The 17,479-nt window shown below is 71.2% G+C and carries 13 protein-coding genes; 11 read left to right on the top strand and 2 right to left on the bottom strand.

Annotated features, from left to right (window positions below; translation table 11 throughout):
• Window positions 1-92: 92 nt before the first annotated feature.
• From J8G10_RS03500 to J8G10_RS03450, 11 genes are all read left to right on the top strand, one after another.
• Entirely contained in the window at window positions 93-2,285 is a 2,193-nt protein-coding gene (locus tag J8G10_RS03500; RefSeq protein WP_251439318.1) for an alkaline phosphatase family protein, read from the top strand.
• A 66-nt stretch (window positions 2,286-2,351) separates the two neighbouring features.
• Window positions 2,352-6,227 carry a LamG-like jellyroll fold domain-containing protein gene (locus J8G10_RS03495; RefSeq protein ID WP_251439311.1) on the top strand — a complete coding sequence of 1,292 codons (3,876 nt, stop codon included), beginning with the start codon at window positions 2,352-2,354 and terminating at the stop codon, window positions 6,225-6,227.
• A gap of 46 nt (window positions 6,228-6,273) precedes the next feature.
• The gene (locus tag J8G10_RS03490; protein WP_251439309.1) at window positions 6,274-6,738 is read left to right on the top strand and encodes a hypothetical protein; all 465 of its coding nucleotides are present in this window, start codon (window positions 6,274-6,276) and stop codon (window positions 6,736-6,738) included.
• The gene (locus J8G10_RS03485) at window positions 6,735-7,175 is read left to right on the top strand and encodes a hypothetical protein (protein WP_251439307.1); all 441 of its coding nucleotides are present in this window, start codon (window positions 6,735-6,737) and stop codon (window positions 7,173-7,175) included. Before J8G10_RS03490 ends, J8G10_RS03485 begins: the two co-directional genes overlap by 4 nt.
• Window positions 7,176-7,406: 231 nt before the next feature.
• On the top strand, window positions 7,407-8,390 hold the full coding sequence (locus J8G10_RS03480; protein ID WP_251439305.1) for a YncE family protein: 984 nt from the start codon (window positions 7,407-7,409) through the stop codon (window positions 8,388-8,390).
• Between the two features lie 149 nt (window positions 8,391-8,539).
• Window positions 8,540-10,102: an ABC transporter substrate-binding protein gene (locus J8G10_RS03475; protein ID WP_251439303.1), complete on the top strand. Its 1,563-nt coding sequence runs from the start codon at window positions 8,540-8,542 to the stop codon at window positions 10,100-10,102.
• A 57-nt stretch (window positions 10,103-10,159) separates the two neighbouring features.
• Entirely contained in the window at window positions 10,160-11,077 is a 918-nt protein-coding gene (locus J8G10_RS03470; RefSeq protein ID WP_251439300.1) for an ABC transporter permease, read from the top strand.
• Window positions 11,074-11,961: an ABC transporter permease gene (locus J8G10_RS03465; RefSeq protein WP_251439299.1), complete on the top strand. Its 888-nt coding sequence runs from the start codon at window positions 11,074-11,076 to the stop codon at window positions 11,959-11,961. The genes J8G10_RS03470 and J8G10_RS03465 overlap by 4 nt, the downstream gene beginning before the upstream one ends.
• A 1-nt stretch (window position 11,962) precedes the next feature.
• Window positions 11,963-12,988 carry an ABC transporter ATP-binding protein gene (locus J8G10_RS03460; RefSeq protein ID WP_251439297.1) on the top strand — a complete coding sequence of 342 codons (1,026 nt, stop codon included), beginning with the start codon at window positions 11,963-11,965 and terminating at the stop codon, window positions 12,986-12,988.
• Window positions 12,985-13,782 carry an ATP-binding cassette domain-containing protein gene (locus J8G10_RS03455; protein WP_251439295.1) on the top strand — a complete coding sequence of 266 codons (798 nt, stop codon included), beginning with the start codon at window positions 12,985-12,987 and terminating at the stop codon, window positions 13,780-13,782. Before J8G10_RS03460 ends, J8G10_RS03455 begins: the two co-directional genes overlap by 4 nt.
• Window positions 13,783-13,793: 11 nt before the next feature.
• The gene (locus J8G10_RS03450) at window positions 13,794-15,017 is read left to right on the top strand and encodes an amidohydrolase family protein (RefSeq protein WP_251439293.1); all 1,224 of its coding nucleotides are present in this window, start codon (window positions 13,794-13,796) and stop codon (window positions 15,015-15,017) included.
• Here J8G10_RS03450 and J8G10_RS03445 read toward each other — a convergent pair.
• Together J8G10_RS03445 and J8G10_RS03440 are read right to left on the bottom strand one after the other, a co-directional pair.
• Window positions 14,996-15,727 (bottom strand): response regulator, encoded by a 732-nt coding sequence (locus tag J8G10_RS03445; RefSeq protein WP_251439291.1) that lies wholly within the window; start codon window positions 15,725-15,727, stop codon window positions 14,996-14,998. The genes J8G10_RS03450 and J8G10_RS03445 overlap by 22 nt on opposite strands.
• Entirely contained in the window at window positions 15,724-17,343 is a 1,620-nt protein-coding gene (locus J8G10_RS03440) for a sensor histidine kinase (protein ID WP_251439387.1), read from the bottom strand. The genes J8G10_RS03445 and J8G10_RS03440 overlap by 4 nt, the downstream gene beginning before the upstream one ends.
• Window positions 17,344-17,479: the final 136 nt, after the last annotated feature.

The following is a 17,479-nucleotide window of genomic DNA, read 5'->3' as shown; positions in this document are numbered from 1 at the left end:
GTCCTCCCGCGTTCACCCGCCGTTCCCCTCCGCTTGCTGTCCTCGAGGTCGGCACCGATCCGGTCGCCCACCCGCCGTCCCGAGGAGCGTCCATGTCCAGCGAGCCCGTCCCGTTCACCCCGGACCCCTACGACCGCCCGCGGACCGTCCCCGACGAGGTCCTCCGCTCCGGGCTCACCCGCCGCGGCATGCTGCGCGCGCTCGGCCTGCTGGGCGGCGCCGCCGCCGTGGGTGCGGGGATCGGCGCCGGGGCCGCGACCTCCTCCGCCTCGGCGGCGACCGGCGCGGGCCGCGGAGCGCTCGCCGCGGGCGGCGCGCGCGCCTATGCCCTGCCCGAGGGCTTCTCGGGCGACATCACCGACATCAAGCACGTCGTGATCCTCATGCAGGAGAACCGCTCGTTCGACCACTACTACGGTGCGCTCCCGGGCGTGCGCGGTTTCGACGACAAGCAGGCGCTGCGGTTCCCCAACGGCACGGACGTCTTCTCCCAGCCGCAGGGATCCTCCTTCGTGAAGCCCGGCCGGGTGACCACGGTCGCCGGTACGACCACGGGCCTGGACCACTCCTACTCGGGCGGCACGTCGGCATGGGCCGGCGGGCGCTACAACAACTGGGTCGGGGCCAAGGGCGCCAACACCATGCACTACGTCTCCGGCGAGGAGATCCCCTGGCAGTACTCGCTCGCGAGCGCCTACACGATCTGCGACAACTGGCACTGCTCGGTCATGGGCCCGACCACGCCGAACCGCCTCTACGCGTGGACCGGCACGTCGGGCGGCGTCGTCGACAACGGCGGCGAGTCCAACGGCAACCGCGCCTGGCAGACCTACCCCGAGGCACTGCAGGCCGCGGGCGTGTCGTGGCGGATCTACGTCGACAACACGAACAACGGATCCAGCTGGGTCGGCGACTACACCGACAACCCGATCCGCGGCTTCAACGCCTTCACGACGTCTGGCTCGTCCGCGCAGGACACGGCGAACCGCAACGACGCCACGAAGAACGCGGCCGGCACGGGCCTGGTGTGGCGCGCGGGATCCGCGCCCTACGCGTCGACCGGCGTCGTCAACAACGACAGCGACGCCAACCTCAACGGCGTGCTGAAGGACTTCATCGCCGCGTGCAAGCCCGGCGCGCAGTACCCGCTGCCGCAGGTCTCCTGGATCGTCGCGCCGTACAGCTGGTCCGAGCACCCCTCGGCGAACCCCGAGCACGGCGCGCACTTCTCGAACCGCGTGATCCAGACGCTGCAGAGCAACCCGGACATCTGGAAGAGCACGCTGCTCATCATGACGTTCGACGAGAACGACGGGTACTTCGACCACGTGCTGCCGCCGTTCGCCGAGCCGGGCACCCCGGGCGAGTACAACGGATCCACCCCCATCGGCTACGGAGCCCGGATCCCGACCATCCTCGTCTCGCCGTGGACGCGTGGCGGCTGGGTCGGCACCGAGACGTTCGACCACACCTCGCTCATCCGGTTCCTGGAGACGTGGACGACCGCGATCGGCACCCCGGCGCTGTCGACCACGATCACGGCCTGGCGCCGGGGCATCAGCGGCGACCTCACGAGCGCGATGGACTTCGCGCACCCCGTGATCGACGTGCCGTCCCTGCCCGACACCGACGCGCTCGTGCAGATCGCCCGCGCGGGCGGCACGATCGGCACCCAGGTGCCGCCGGCCGACAAGTGGTCGAGCACCCCGCTCAAGCACCGTCCGCTGTCGTACCACCCGCACGGCGTGTTCGTGGAGGACCGCAAGACGGGGAAGGTCAGCGTGCAGCTGAGCCTCGTGGGCGGCCCCGCCGGCAAGGCGGTGAGCCTGCAGGCCTTCCCGGACAGGTACCTCCCGTTCGCGAACACGCCCTACACGGTGTCGGCGGCCAAGCCCGCGGCGCACGTGTGGGACGCGACCGCGCAGGACGGCCGCTACGCGTTCTCGGTCTACGGTCCGGACGGATTCGTCCGCTCGCACGCCGGCACGGTCGTCCCGGCCGGGCAGAACGGCGCGGGAGTGCCCCGCGTCGACGTCGATCTCCTCCCGGGCGCGACGCCGACGGTGCAGATCGCGCTACGCAACGACGGGCGTCAGCCGGTGCACTACAGCCTCGTGCCGAACGACCACGCCGGCACCGCCCAGCGCATCTGGGTGAAGCCGGGCGGCACGGAGAAGATCACCTGGCCCACCGACGAGGGCTACTACGACGTCGTCATCACCGCCGACGCGAACACCGGCTGGCGGCACCGCTACGCGGGTCGCGTCGCGCAGCTGCCGGCCTGACCGCGTCGCCGCCGCGCACCGCACCGAGTCCCGAACACCGCAGCACCCGATCCGATGGAGTCCCGCATGACCGTCCCGCGCCGGCGCCTGCGCCGCTTCGCCCTCACCGCCGTCGTGGGCGCCGCCCTCGTCGTCTCGACGCTGGCCGCGACGCCGGCTGCCGTCGCCGACCCGGCGCCCGCCCCGTCGGCGACGTCCGCCCCGGATCCGTCCGCGAGCACGCCGCCCGCCTCCTCGTCGCCGGCGCCGACCGCACCGCCGTCCGATCCGGAGCCGCAGCCGGCCGTCACGACCGCGCCACCGGCCGCGCCCGCCCCGGCCGTGCGCGCGGCGGTGCCGGGGGCGATCGCCCCGGTCGCGGCGTACGCCTTCGACGCCGACAGCGGATCCACGGTGAAGGACGTCTCGGGCAACGGCAACGACGCGACCTGGGTCGGATCGCCGGGGTACCGCCCGGGCGTCTCCGGGTCCGCGGCAACGATCGGCCTCGGCACGAACTACGTGAAGCTGCCGCTGCTGGCGGGCAAGACCGACGGATCCGGGAGCTTCTCCTACGAGTTCTGGGTGTCGGAGCAGAGCCGCACGTCGTACGGAACGCTCATGAGCAACCAGGACTTCGCGTCCTGCAACAACGCGGGGCTCACGCTCTACAACCAGACCACGCAGGGCGTGCTGCAGGCGTGCTGGGGCACGACGGCCGGCGGCACCAAGCGCTACCTGAACAACGCGTCCCCGAACATCGCCGGATCCTGGCACCACGTCGCCGTGACCGTCGATCGCACGGCGAACGTCATCATCGTCTACACGGACGGCGTCGAGACCAAGCGCTCGGCGGCGGGCGAGGTGACGGCCTCCACGAACCTGAAGAGCGGGTTCGCGTTCAACATCGGCGGGTTCAGCGGCAGCGAGAAGGACGTCAGCGACGGCTACGTGAACGCCGCGATCGACGACCTGCGGTTCTACAACGCGGTGCTGCCCGCCGCCCAGGTCGCCGACGACTACTCGACGCTCAAGCCCGACTCGGGCACCTACACGGCGGCCTTCGACGGCAACGGCGCCGCCTCCGGGGCGATGCCGGCGCAGACCCTCACGATCGGGAAGTCCGCGGCCCTCCCGACCAACGCGTTCGTCCGCCCCGGCTACCAGTTCCAGGGCTGGGCGCTGAGCGCGAAGGGCCAGGTCGTCTACGCCGACGGGCAGACGGTGGCCGACCTCACGGTCCGCGCGGACACCACAGTCACGCTCTCCGCGATCTGGAGCCGGCTGCGCGCCCCCGGCGACACCGTAGCTCCGTTCGCCTCCTATGACTTCGAGACGGGCGACGGCACCGCGATCCCCGACTCCTCCGGCCGCGGCAACGACGCGACCTGGTCGGGGACGCCGTCGTACGTCGCCGGGACGTCCGGCAAGGCGGCGTACGTCAACGCCCCGGACGGCAGCACGCGCGGCGTGAACTTCTTCTCGCTGCCGCTCGTTCCGGGTCGCACCGACGGATCCGGAAGCTTCTCCTACGCGTTCTGGCTGAAGGAGGCCTCGTCGAGCTCCGACTCGCCCCTCGTCTCCAACCAGGACTTCCGGCACTGCTACAACCGCGGTGCGACGCTCTACAACACCGCCGGCAGCCCGGGGATCCTGCGCGGGTGCTTCGGGCAGAACGGCACCTCGACGACGCAGAACTACCTCGCCGACGCCAGCCGCACCTCGGTCATCGGAGCCTGGCACCACGTCGCGGTCGTCGTCGACCGCGCGGCGGGCACCATGACGACCTATGTCGACGGCGAGCAGACCGCGCAGAGCACGAGCCTCGGATCCGGGTTCTCCCTGGTCAGCGGCTATCCCTTCCGGGTCGGCGCCGAGGGGTCTCTGCTCGACGACGGCGACGGCTTCGTGAACGCCGCGATCGACACCTTCGACTTCTACGACCGCGCGATCTCCGCCGCGCAGGTCCAGAACGACTACACCGCGACCCACTCCGGCGACGTCGTGACCGATGGGTCCACCGTCGCCCGCGGCTTCGTGTCGGGCGTGCTGCGGGCGCCTTCCGTGCGCGCCGGGGCAGCGGTCTCGCAGTCCGTCGCGGGCCTCTGGAACGGCGGATCCGTGACCTCCTACACGAAGGTCGAGGGGGATGAGTGGCTGAACGTCGACGCCCAGGGCGTCGTGACCGGCACCGCACCGGCGACGGCGCCCGCCGACCCGGGCTCCCTCACCGTCGAGGCGACGGACGGCACGACCACCGCCCGCATCGAGGTCGAGGTCCCGGTGATCCCGGCCGACGCCGCGGCGCCCTTCGACGCGGTGACCTGGAACCTCTGGGACGCGGGCGGGCACGTCAACGACGCGATGCTCAAGAACCTCGCCGTGATCGCCGAGAACGGCTTCGACGTGATCGGGGTGCAGCAGGACGACGGCACCGCCGCGACGGCCCTCGCGAAGGCGCTCGGCTGGAACGCGCTCGAGGGACCCGGCGGCGTCGGCCTGATCTCGCCGCACCCGCTCAGCGCGCGCACCGTGGTCGGCGATCAGCCGGGCATGGGGGCGACCGTCGACGTGCTCGGACGGAAGGTCCGCGTGTGGACCCTGGGGCTCGACCGCACCGGGTACGGGCCCGAGGCGGCCTGCCTCGGCGGGGTCGCCGACCCTGCGACGCTCGTCGCCGCGGAGCGCGGCAGCATCCGGTACGCGCAGGTCGACGCGCTCGCGACGGCGATCGGACAGGAGACTTCGGGCGCGACCCCGGTGGTCGTGCTCTCCGACCTGGAGTCCCCGTCGGGCGCCGACTGGACCGCCGCGACCGCCGCCGCCCACTGCGGCGTCGGCGCCGTGGACTGGCCCGTGCCCGCCCGCCTCGCGCAGGCCGGGCTCGCGGACGCGTACCGCACCGCGAACCCCGATCCCGTCGCCGACCCGGGAAGCACCTGGTCTCCGATCGTCGTGAAGGCGCCCTCCGGCGCCGACGAGCCGCAGGACCGCATCGACGCCGTGCACTACGCCGGATCCGCGCTGCAGGTGCTCGGGGCCAACACGGTCGTGGCCGGCTGGCCCTCGCCGACCGCCGTGCTCCGCAACGCCTGGGCGAGCAACCACCGCGCCGTCGTGGCGTCGTTCACGATCGGCAAAGCCGCACCGGATCCCTCCTCCCTGCCCGCGGTGGTCGCGGCGGCTTCGGGGCGCACGGTGACGCTGCACACGGTCCCGGCGGGATCGACGGGCATCGAGTACCGCATCGACGGGGGCGCCTGGCAGCCTTATGCGGCACCGTTCGCGGTGCCGGGCACGGCGGCCGCGCTCGTCGAGTACCGGGCGACCGACCAGGGCGTGACCGGCCCGGTCTCCGGGCTGCGGCTGGCCGCCGCGACCGCGGGGGCTGTCGCCGATCTGCTCGCCCTCGGCACGGCGAGGACCGTGCAAAGCGGCACCGCCTTCACCGGCGTCGGGGCGAAGGCGGTCGACGCCGACGGCAACCCCGTGGCCGGCCTGACGGTGACGTTCACCGCGCAGGGGGCGACCTTCGGGGCCGCGACCACGGCGACCGCGACCACCGACGCGGGGGGCATCGCACTCGCGCCGACCGCGACGGCCGGGGCAGCGGGCACGGCGACGATCAGCGCCCGGCTCGGCGACCGCTCGGTGACCCTCCCGGAGATCACCGTCGTGGATCCGGCCCCGACGCTCGGCGCGGACGCGTCGGCGAAGGCGGCGATCGCCGGGACGACGACCACCCTCACGGTGACGGTGACCAACACGTCCTCGACCGCCGCCGACGTCAAGGTCGTCACGAAGTACGGCACGCGGACCTTTCCGGCGGTCGCCGCCGGGGCCAGGATCGACGCGGCGTTCACCACGCCGCTGCCCTCCCTGCCCGCGGGGTCCGTCACCGTGACGGTGTCCGGACCCGCGGGGCAGCGCACCGTGACCGCCGCCTACGACGCCGCCCGATGACCCGCCCGCAGCAGCAGCCGAATCCCCTCGGACAGGAGACGCAACGATGACCGAATCGACCCCGCACCCCGCCCGCATGCTCACCCGGCGCCGGATGCTCGTCGCCGGAGCCTGGTCGGTCCCCGTGATCGCGGTCGCGGTCGCCGCCCCGCGCGCCGCTGCATCCGGAGAGGTCGTCCTCGAGCTGCTGGGCGCCTCGGACGATGCGCTGACCATGACGGTCCCGGTCGGGGGTCCGGACAGCTCCTCCGACGCGTTCTACGTGACGGCGACCGGCACCGGATCCATCCCGCAGAACTGGACCGCGAGGATGCTCGGCGCGACGGGGATCGCCGGCTGGGACTCCAGTCTCCTGGCGGATGCCGGCGGAGACGGGGTCATCGTCCCCCTCGACGCCGGCGTGCTTGCCCTGCCCTTCTTCGCGCTGAAGGCCGGATCGTTCGTCCTGCGCATCAGTGCGGAGGGGACGGGGATCTCGAAGGACTTCGCGATCACGCTGGTCGTGGCGTGAGAACCGTCCGCGGGGCTCGGATCCGGATCCGGGTCGGTGCCGTCCTGTCCACGGCTCTCGTGGCGACGGCCCTGCTCGCCGGCTGCACCGGCGCCGGGACGGCGCAGAGCGCGCCGCAGGGCGGGAAGGCGGCAGCGGACGGGAAGGGCGTGCGGATCGCGGTGGTCGCCCCCACCGAGGCCGTGAGGCTCGGCGATGAGATCGACCTCATCGTGCGCATCACCGAGGACGGCCGGCCGATCGCCCCGCGCAGTGCGACCTTCGAGGTCGTCTCGGGGCCGGGATCCTATCCGGGTGGCTTCGAGAGCTCGAGCACGGACTCCGACGGGATCGCGACATCGCTCGCGATGCAGGCGACCGCCGCCGGTCCTGTCGTCGTGCGGGTCGCCGCAGGACAGGTCAGCGCCGACGTGACGGTGACCATCGCCGGATCCTGAGCAGACTCCGACGGTTGTATCCCACATCGAGAATGGCATACCATTTCGGCATCACTCGGAACGACGGGCCCACGCCCGTCGCCGGCGTGTGCGGAGGTCGCGTGATCGGACTCGTGAGGGCGGCTGAGCCTCGGCGCACGCGCCGGTGACGAGTCGATCCGGGACGTCCGGAGGAAGCGAGTACACAGGGTGATCAGCACCAGCAGGCCCGGCCACGGAACGACGTTCGTGGTGACGGAGAGTCACAGCGACAGGATCGCGTTCGTCGATCTCACCGATCCCGGATCGCCGGTGGAGTCCGAGGTCGTCGTGGGGGAGGCGCCCTGGGCGGTCGCCGTGCACGAGGGGTCGCGGCGGGCCTACGTCAGCACCGCGGTGGGGCTCGCCGTCGTCGACCTCGACGTCCGCGAGCGGATCGCGCTCGTGCCGTACCTCGCGCAGCCGACGGTGGTCGAGTACGGCGAGGAGCGCCCGGGCGGGACGGGCGTCGTCGTGACGCCGGACGGATCCGCCGTCTACGTCGCCGTCACGCGCGCCGGCCTGAACTCGGTCGTGGAGCGCTTCGACACTGCGGCCGAGGCCTTCACGGACTCCTTCGAGGTCGGGCTGCGACCGTTCGATGTGCAGATCTCACCGGCCGGAGACGAGGTGTACACGATCGATCACGACTCCTTCACGCTCAACACCATCCGCGTCCCGGAGCACGTCGTGACGAGCGCGGAGATCGCTCCCTTCGGCACCGAGGGCGGCCTGATGTCCCACTACAAGCCGCACTACGCCGCGGTCGCCGAGGACGGCACGCTCTACCTGCCCTACCAGGGACAGGGGCTCGTGGTGTACTCGCCCGGCACGCGCACCTACGAGACGCGGGCGATGACCGCCGACTCCCACCAGCACGGCGTCGGTCTGACGACGGACGGACGGCTGCTGGTGGTCGGCGTCGGCGCGATCGGCGGCGCGACGAAGGGGCCGAGCCTCACGATCCGCGACCTCGGATCCGGTGAAGAGACGGTGCTTCCGCTCGAGAAGGGCCACGAGAACGTCGTGGAGTGGCTGGATGCGCCCGACGGCAGGCGCAAGGCGATCCTGACCGGGGGATCCACCAGCCGGGGGCCGTGGGACGGTCTCGCGATCGTCGATCTGGAGTCGCTCGCCGTCTCCGAGATCGCCGTGCCCGGCCGCCCGCAGATGGGCGTCCTGATCGCTGCGGCGTGAGCGGGGATCGAGGGGCGCAAAACCCTTGACTTCCCCAAATTTGTATACCAAACTCGTCTCTCGTAAGTAATGTATTACACACTACTTGCGCTACCCGATTTGCCTCCGCGCACGTGTCGAGACCACGCGGCGGACGAAAGGAACCCGAAATGTCAATGAAGACACAGCGGCGCGGGCGCCTCATGGCCCTCGGCGTCGCCCTCGCCCTCGGCTCGGTGCTGCTGTCCGGCTGCATGGGGAGCGCCGGCTCCGCGACCAGCACGGGAGGCGGCGCGACGACCGCGCCGGACAACGGCTCCGCGACGCTCGCGCTGCCCACCGAACCGGCGAACATCGATCCGATCATGATGCGGTCGATCTCGGCGTGGAACATGTACTACGCCGTGTTCGACGGCCTCACCCGGATCGACTCCGCGGGCAAGATCCAGCCCGGCCTCGCGACCGAGTGGAAGTCGAACGCCACGCAGGACGTCTGGACGTTCACGATCCGCAAGGGCGTCACGTTCCAGGACGGATCCGCGCTGAACGTCTCCGACATCGTGTACACCTACAACAAGATCCTGGCGAGCGACAAGTCGACCAACCGGGTCGCGATCGCCATGATCTCCAAGGTCGAGGCGACCGACGACCACACCGTGCAGTTCACGCTGAAGAACCCGTTCAGCGCATGGCTCAACCAGGTCGCCACGATCGGGATCGTCCCGGAGAAGGTCTACGAGGCGGAAGGGCCGGACAAGTTCCCGAACGCGCCCGTGGGCTCCGGACCGTACAAGTTCGTCTCCTGGAACCACGGCGTCGACTACAAGGTGACCCGCAACGACGACTACTGGGGCGACAAGGCGAAGATCAAGGACATCACGTTCTCCTTCGTCGGTGCGCCTGACGCCCGCGTCACGGGCGTCGAGTCCGGCACGCTCGACACCGCGATCATCCCGGCCAGCCAGGTCCCGGTCTTCACGGGCGCGTCGAATGCCAAGGTCGTCGAGGCGGCGTCGAACCAGATCGCGTTCATCGGCGTGAACACCACCGCCGGGGCGCTGTCGAACCTCAAGGTGCGCCAGGCGATCCCGCTCGCGATCGACCGCAAGTCGATCATCGACAGCCTGCTGAACGGCTACGCCTCGCCCACCGGGCAGCCCGTCGCGAAGGGCGTCACCGGCTACGTGGACGGGTTCCCGACCCCGAAGTACGATCTCGCCGCCGCGAAGAAGCTCGTCGCGGACTCCGGCTACGACGGCTCGGAGATCACGCTGCAGTACGCGAGCACCGGTGGATCCCCGACCGACCCCGAGGTCGCTCAGGCCATCGCGGCGGACCTGGGCAAGGCCGGCCTGAAGATCAAGCTGGTCGGCGCCGAGCAGTCCAGCCTCAGCCTGAGCCTGGCCAACCACCAGATCACCGGCCTGTACCTGAACGCGTGGTCGCCCTCCAGCATGGACGGCGATGTCGTGGTCAGCCAGCTCCTCGCCGGCGGCCCCGAGGACTACGCCCGCAGCCCCGAGATGGCGCAGCTGTACCTCGACCAGCAGGCGGCCAACGCCGACAAGCGGGCCGACGTGTTCAAGAAGATCTGGTCGTGGAACGCCACCAACGTGTCGAACGTCCCGCTCTGGCAGAACACGAACACCTACGCGGCCGCGAGCACCATCTCGTGGACCCCCGCCGTCGACGGCATCTACCGTGCCGCAGAGGTCGGCCGCTCGGCCAAGTGACCTCAGTGCGGGGCCCGTGCCGCGGGCCCCGCACTGATCTCATCCCCTGGAGATCACATGTCCTACGTCATCCGCCGCATCCTGCAGGCCCTGGTCACCCTGTTCGTCGCGGTCACCATCGCCTTCGTGCTCGGGCGCATGTCGGGCAAGCCTGCCGCGCTCATCCTCACCGAAGGGGCGACCGCTCAGCAGATCGACGAGCTCAACGGCAAGCTCGGATTCAACGACCCGATCCTCGTGCAGTACGGCCGCTATCTCGCCGGCCTCCTGCACGGCGACTTCGGGGTCTCGTACCGCAACCCCGGGCAGTCCGCGATCGGCATCATCCTCGAGCGGCTTCCCGCCACCACCACGCTCGCGCTGCTGTCCTTCGCGATCGGCCTCGTGCTCGCGGTCGTCGCGGCGGTGCTGGTGCACATCACCGGGAGCCACACGCTGCGCGCCCTGTTCGTCTGGAGCGGGGCGCTGCGCTCCTCGGTCCCTGACTTCTTCTTCGGCGTGCTGCTCGTGCTGATCTTCGCCGTCGGCCTGGGATGGCTGCCGAGCCTCGGATACACCGGCCTCCCCTCCTTCGTGCTCCCGGTCGCGACGATCGCGACGGCCCAGTTCGTGCTCTACGTGCGCCTGCTCGACTCGGCGCTCAGCGAGCAGACCACGGCCGAGTACGTCCGCACCGCGTACGCGCGCGGCAAGAGCCACGCGGCCGTCGTCGCGACGGAGATGCTCCCCAACGCCTTCCTCCCCATCCTCACGGTCGCCGGCCTGAACCTCGCCGGCCTCCTCGGCGGCACGATCATCGTCGAGCAGGTGTTCTCCTGGCCCGGCATGGGCGTCGCGCTGATCAACGCGGTGAGCCAGCGCGACTTCGCCGTCGTGCAGGCCGGCCTGCTCGTGGTCGTCCTCATCTTCGTGGTCGTCAACGTCGTCGTCGACCTCCTCTACTCGCTCATCGACCCGAGAGTGAAACTCGCATGACCGACACAGTGGCAATGGCACAGGTGGGCACCGCGGCGCCCCGCCGTCGGCGGCTCAGCGCGCCGCAGGGGCGGTGGCTCTCGACATGCGGCGGCCTCATCGTGGTCCTCGTGATCCTCGCGATCATCGCGGTGCACCTCTGGCCCGGCTTCGACGCCTTCACCCAGGACCTCGCGCATGCGCGACTGGGACCGTTCGTCGACCCGAAGCATCCGCTGGGGACCGACGTCGTGGGACGGGACCTCCTCAGCCGCGTGGCGGCCGGCGGACAGACGACCCTCCTCATCACCGCCGCGATCGTGCTCGTCAACTTCGTCGTCGGCACCGTGCTCGGCCTGCTCGCCGGGTTCTTCGGCGGCTGGGCCGACAACGTCATCGCGCTCGTCACGGACGTCAGCCTCGCGCTGCCCGCCGTGCTGCTGCTCATCGCGCTCTCGGCGATCTTCGGGCCGAGCGCCCTGCTGATGATCCTGGTGCTGGGCTTCACGCACTGGATGAGCTTCGCCCGGCTCGCGCGGGCGACGGCGCTGTCGTTGCGCAGCCGCGACTTCGTCATGGCGCCGCGGATGCTCGGCGCCTCCTCCGCACGCATCATCCGCACGCACATCCTGCCGCACGTCCTCCCGCAGATGTTCATCGTCGCGGTGACGAGCATCGGATCCGTGATCCTGCTGCAGGCCGGCCTCGACTACCTGGGCCTCGGGATCCAGCCGCCCGACCCCACCTGGGGCGGGCTGGTCCTCGAGGGGCAGAAGTACATGCGCCTCTCGCCGTGGCAGGTGATCCTGCCGGGGCTCGCGATCTTCCTCGTGGTCGGAGGAACGACGTTCTTCAGCCAGCGGTTCACGGCGGAGAGCACCCAGCCCCTCCGAAAGGTGCGGTGACATGTCTGCAGAGATGATCCGGAAGGCTCCGCTGCTGGAGGTGAACGGACTCGTGGTGACCACCACGGGCCCCGACGGGGAGACGGTCCGACTCATCGACGACGTGTCGTTCACCGTGGACGACGGCGAGGTCGTCGGCATCGTGGGGGAGTCCGGGTCCGGGAAGAGCCTGACGATGCTCGCGGTGATGGGTCTGCTCCCGTACGGCCTGGAGGTCGCCGCGGGATCCATCCTCTGGCGTGGAAAGGACATCGTGGGCCTGCGCGAGCAGCAGCTGCGCGAGATCCGCGGGCGCGACATCGGCATGATCTTCCAGGATCCGATGACCGCGCTCAACCCGCTGCGGCGGATCGGCTCGCAGCTCGCCGAGGCGATCCGCCTGCATCAGCGGGTGCCGCGCCGTGTCGCGAGAGCCCGGGTGCACGACCTGCTCGACACCGTCGGGGTGAAGGATGCGGCGAAGCGGGCGCGCGCCTACCCGCACGAGTGGTCGGGAGGCATGCGCCAGCGCGCGGTCATCGCGATGGCGATGGCGAACGATCCGGCGCTGCTGATCGCCGACGAGCCGACGACCGCGCTCGACGTCACGGTGCAGGCGCAGGTCATGCGCACGCTGGAGAAGGCGCGCGCCGAACTGTCGTCCGCGCTCATCCTCATCACGCACGATCTCGGCCTCGCCGCGCAGAACGCCTCGCGCATGCTCATCATGTACTCCGGGCGGATCGTGGAATCGGGCAGCACGCGGGACATCTTCCTGTCGCCGACGCATCCCTACACGCAGGGTCTGCTGAAGAGCCGGCTCGCCGAACGCGACGAGCGCGCCTACGCGATCCCCGGCAATCCGCCCTCTCCGCGGCTGCGGCCGTCGGGTTGCGCGTTCGCGCCGCGCTGCGAGCTCTCGCGCGGGCGCTCGATCTGCGTCGACGCCCGCCCGCGCCTGGAGCTGCGGGCGAACGGCTCGTGCTCCGCGTGTCATTTCGCCCAGGAGCTGGGCGCTCCCGTCGCACCGGTCGGATCGGAGGCATGATGTCGGACTCGCGCAGCGACGAACCCCTGATCGAGGTCGCCGATCTGCACGTCACCTACGGACGACGCGGTGCGGTGCGTCGCGGCAGGGGCGTGCAGGCGGTGCGAGGAGTGAGCCTCGCGCTCACCGCCGGGCGCACCCTGGGACTCGTCGGAGAATCGGGCTGCGGCAAGTCGACCCTGATCCGGTCGCTGTTCGGCCTGAGCCCGGTCGCGTCGGGGACGATCCGCGCCTTCGGGCAGGACATCACCCGGATCCCGCCGCGCCGCCGCCGCGAGTTCGGCGGACGCATGCAGATGGTGTTCCAGGATCCGTACTCGGCGCTGGATCCGCGGATGACCGTGCATGAGATCGTGGCCGAGCCGCTGCGGATCACGGGGCAGTACGACCGCCGAGCGATCGACGAGCTGCTGGACCGGGTGGGCGTGAGCGCCGAGATGGCGGCGCGCCGACCGGGGGAGTTCTCCGGCGGGCAGCGGCAGCGCGTCGGCATCGCCCGCGCGCTCGCGCTCAACCCGAAGGTGCTCGTGCTCGACGAGCCGGTGTCGGCCCTCGACGTCTCGATCCAGGCGCAGATCCTCAACCTGCTCGACGACCTGCAGAAGGACCTCGGGCTCTCGTATCTGTTCGTCTCCCACGACCTGTCCGTCATCCGTCACGTGGCCGACGACGTCGTCGTCATGCAGGCCGGCCGTTTCGTCGAGGAGGGAACGATCGAGCAGGTCTTCGACCACCCGGAGCATCCGTATACGAGGACCCTGCTCGACTCCATCCCGCACGTCGATTTCGTCTGAGAGGATCCGCGATGCCGCTGAGGAACGATCCCGGATCCGCCCCGTCCCCCGCCACCGTGGTGCTGCGCGACGCGGCGATCCTCGACGTCGAAACCGGTGAGGTGTCCGCCCCGCGCACGATCGTCGCGCATGCGGGGGACATCGTCGAGATCTCCACGTCGACGCGCACCGTCGCCGGGGCCGAGGAGTTCTCCGTCGCCGGGACCACGGTGCTGCCCGGCCTGATCGACGCCCACGCCCACGTGACGCAGGCGTCGGGCGACTTCGCCGAGATCCTCTCGTGGACACCGGCCTATCACGCCGCCCGCACCGCTCGCGAGCTGCACCGCATGCTGCTGCGCGGCTTCACCACGGTGCGCGACATGGGCGGCGCCGACACCGGTCTGCGCCGAGCGGTCGAGGAGCGCCTGATCACGGGGCCGATGCTCAAGGTCGGCGGTCCGATCTTCGCGCCCACCGGCGGGCACGCCCTCACCCGGGTCGTCGACGGCGAGGTCGAGGTGCGGCGCGCGCTGCGCGCCGAGCTCAGGGACGGTGCCGACCACATCAAGCTGACGCTCTCGGGCGGGGTGATCTCCCGGATGCGGATCGATTCGCTCGGCTTCTCCGAGGCCGAGATCGTGGCCGCGGTGGACGAGGCGCACCTCGCCCACCGCTACGTCGGCGCCCATGTCTATTCGGCCGAGGCGGTGGCGCGGGCGCTGCGGCTCGGCGTGCGCACGATCGAGCACGGCAACTTCCTCGACGAGGAGTGCCTCGCGCTCTTCCTCGAGCGCGGTGCGTTCTACGTGCCGACGCTCGCCACCTTCTGGGCGATCGTCGAAGGGCACACCGGCCGGCATCTCGATCCGGACGCACGCGCCGCGGTGGTCGAGGTCTTCGAACGCGGGCTGGAGTCGCTCGCCCTCGCCGACCGGGCCGGGGTGAGGATCGGTTACGGCACGGACCTGCACGGGGAGGGCCTGGCGTTCCAGCTCGAGGAGTTCAGGATCCGGGGGCGGGTGCAGGATCCGCTCTCCGTGATCCGTGCGGCGACCGTCGTGGGCGCCGAGATCATCGGCGAGGAAGGCAGGGTCGGCATCGTCCGGGAAGGCGCCCGCGCCGACCTGATCGCGCTGGACGGCGACCCGTCGCAGGACCTGTCCCTGCTGTCCTCGGGCACCGCGCTGCGCCTCGTCCTGACGGACGGACAGCCGATCCGCCTCGACGGCTCTCAGCGCCGTCGCACGACGTAGCGGTGCTCGGGGCGGCCCGTGCTGCCGTAGCGCAGCTCCAGGCGCACCAGGCCGGACTGCTCGAGCTGCGTGAGCGCGCGCTGGGCGGTCGTGCGGCTGATGCCGATCGTCGACGCGATCTCCTGCGCCGATGCATCGCTGTGCCTCGCGGTCACCGCGTCCAGCACGGCCTGCAGGGTCGGCGCCAGCCGGCGCCCCTCGTCGGGTGCGGGAGCGGGGGCGGGGCCGGGGCGCAGCAGATCGAAGATCCGGTTCACATCGTCCTGGGTGGCCGCATCGCCGAGCGCTGCGATCCGCTCCTGCGCGTTCCGGTACGCGGTCAGCCTCTCGGCGAGCTCCGCGAACCCGAACGGCTTCACGAGGTAGTGCAGGGCGCCGAGCTGCACCGCGCGGCGCACGGTCGCCAGGTCGTTCGCGGCCGAGATCACGATCACCGCGGGCCCGGTCCCCGTTCCCGCCCCTGAGCCGGTCGAAGGATCCGGATCCGCGAGCAGTCGCCGCACGACCTCGAGGCCGTCCCCATCCGGCAGATAGACGTCCATGAGCACCAGATCCGGGCGCAGGTCCCTCGCCTGTCGCAGCGCCTCGGCGGCGGACCCGGCCCGGCCCACCACGCGGAAGCCGGGCACGGCCTCCACGAAGCCGACGTGCACGCTCGCGACGCGGAAGTCGTCGTCCACCACGAGAACCGTGGACTCGGCGGAGCTCATCGCAGTCCTCCCGATGCTGGGGCGAGGTCGGCGTGCGAGGGACGGGGGAGCGTCACGGTGAACGCGGCGCCGCCGTCGCGCGCCACCGACACCGTGCCGCCCAGGCGTGAAGCGGTCGTGTGCACGAGCGACAGCCCCAGCCCGCCGTGCCGGGCAAGAGACCCGCGCTTGGTCGTGTATCCGCTCTCGAAGATCCGCGGCACGGATCCGTCCGGCACCCCGGGACCGTTGTCGGCGACCCGCACGGTCAGCGTCTCGGGCGTCTCGACGATCGCGACGGTCACGCGGCGCGGGGCGGGGGAGTCGGCGAGGGCGTCGAACGCGTTGTCGATGAGGTTGCCGAGGATCGTGACGAGCGCCTGCAGCAGTTCGGGCGCGGGGCCGAGCTCGGTCTCGGGCGAGATCGCCAGCTCGATGCCGCGCTCGTTCGCCTCGGCGGCCTTGCCCAGCAGCAGGCCGACGATCATCGGAGCGCCGACGTGCGTGCGCAGCGTGCGATCCAGATCCGCCGCGGTGCCCCTGATCTCGTTCAGGTACTGCAGCGCCTCCTCCGGGCGGCCGAGTTCGAGCAGGCCCGCGACCGCGTGCATGCGGTTCGAGAACTCGTGCTGCTGCGCCCGGATCGACTCGGCGAAACTGCGCTCGCCGTCGAGCTCCCGGCTGAGCCCGGTCACCTCGGTGCGGTCCTGCAGGGTGAGCACGGCGCCGTGCGGTCTCCCGGCGAGCATCACCGGCATCCGGTTGAGCACGAGCACGCCGGAGTCGGTGACCGCGATCGCGTCCTTCGCCTCGGTCGTGCCGGTGAGCGCGTCGCGGATCGGGCTCGCTGCGAGCACGTCGTCGAGGCGCCGGCCGCGCGCCCCCTCGGGGAGGCGCAGCAGGCGCTGCGCCTCGTCGTTGACCACGGTGATGCGCCCCGCCGGGTCGATCGCGATCACGCCCTCGCGGATCCCGTGCAGAGTCGCCTCGCGCTCCTGCAGCAGCCGGGCGATCTCGTCGAGCTCGAGCCCGAACGTGCGCCGCTTCAGCAGCGCCGCCAGTCCGAAGGACACGGCGGTGCCGATCGCGAAGGCCAGCACGATCCAGGTCGCGTAGATCGGCAGCTGGCCGAGGAGCTCGGCGGCCACGCTCGACTCCCTGATCCCCACCGACACCTCTCCGATGACGGTGCGGCCCGAGCCGGCGAAGACGGGGACGCGGGCGTTCGCGGTCGTGCCGGTCGACCCCGAGTCGGTGCGCAGATGCACCTGACCGTCGCGGGCGATGACGTCCTCCGAGACCTTCCGGCCGACGAGGGCGGGGTTCGGGTGCGAGTGCCGCACCCGGTCCATGTCGATGACCACGACGTACGCGGCGCCGGTGCGTCGTTCGGTCGCCGTGGCGAGCCGCTGCACATCGCCGTCGCAGGATGCGGCGTCGCCCGCGAGGCAGCTCTGCACGGTGGGCATCTCCGCGAAGGTCTGCGCGATGTCGGCCGCGCGCTCCTGGTAGTCGCTGGTGAGATTCGCGCGGGCGGTGATGGCGAAGAGGACGAAGCCGATCAGCAGCGAGGCGCTGAGGATCGCGACCTGAGCCAGCAGGATCAGGCTCGACAGTCGGCGGATCCGTCGTCGCATCACCTCCGGATTCTCTCATCGCCGGTCATGTCCCGGGCCTGCGCAGAACGCCCAAAAGGTGCGGCAACGCCCGAAACCTCGGGCAATGCGCGCAAGCGCGACAGTGCCGGGGCCGGGCGGCGAGCATCGATCCATC

It is taken from the genome of Microbacterium sp. USTB-Y (genome assembly GCF_023703415.1).
Lineage (GTDB): Bacteria > Actinomycetota > Actinomycetes > Actinomycetales > Microbacteriaceae > Microbacterium.
This window is presented reverse-complemented; position numbering and strand designations above follow the sequence as displayed.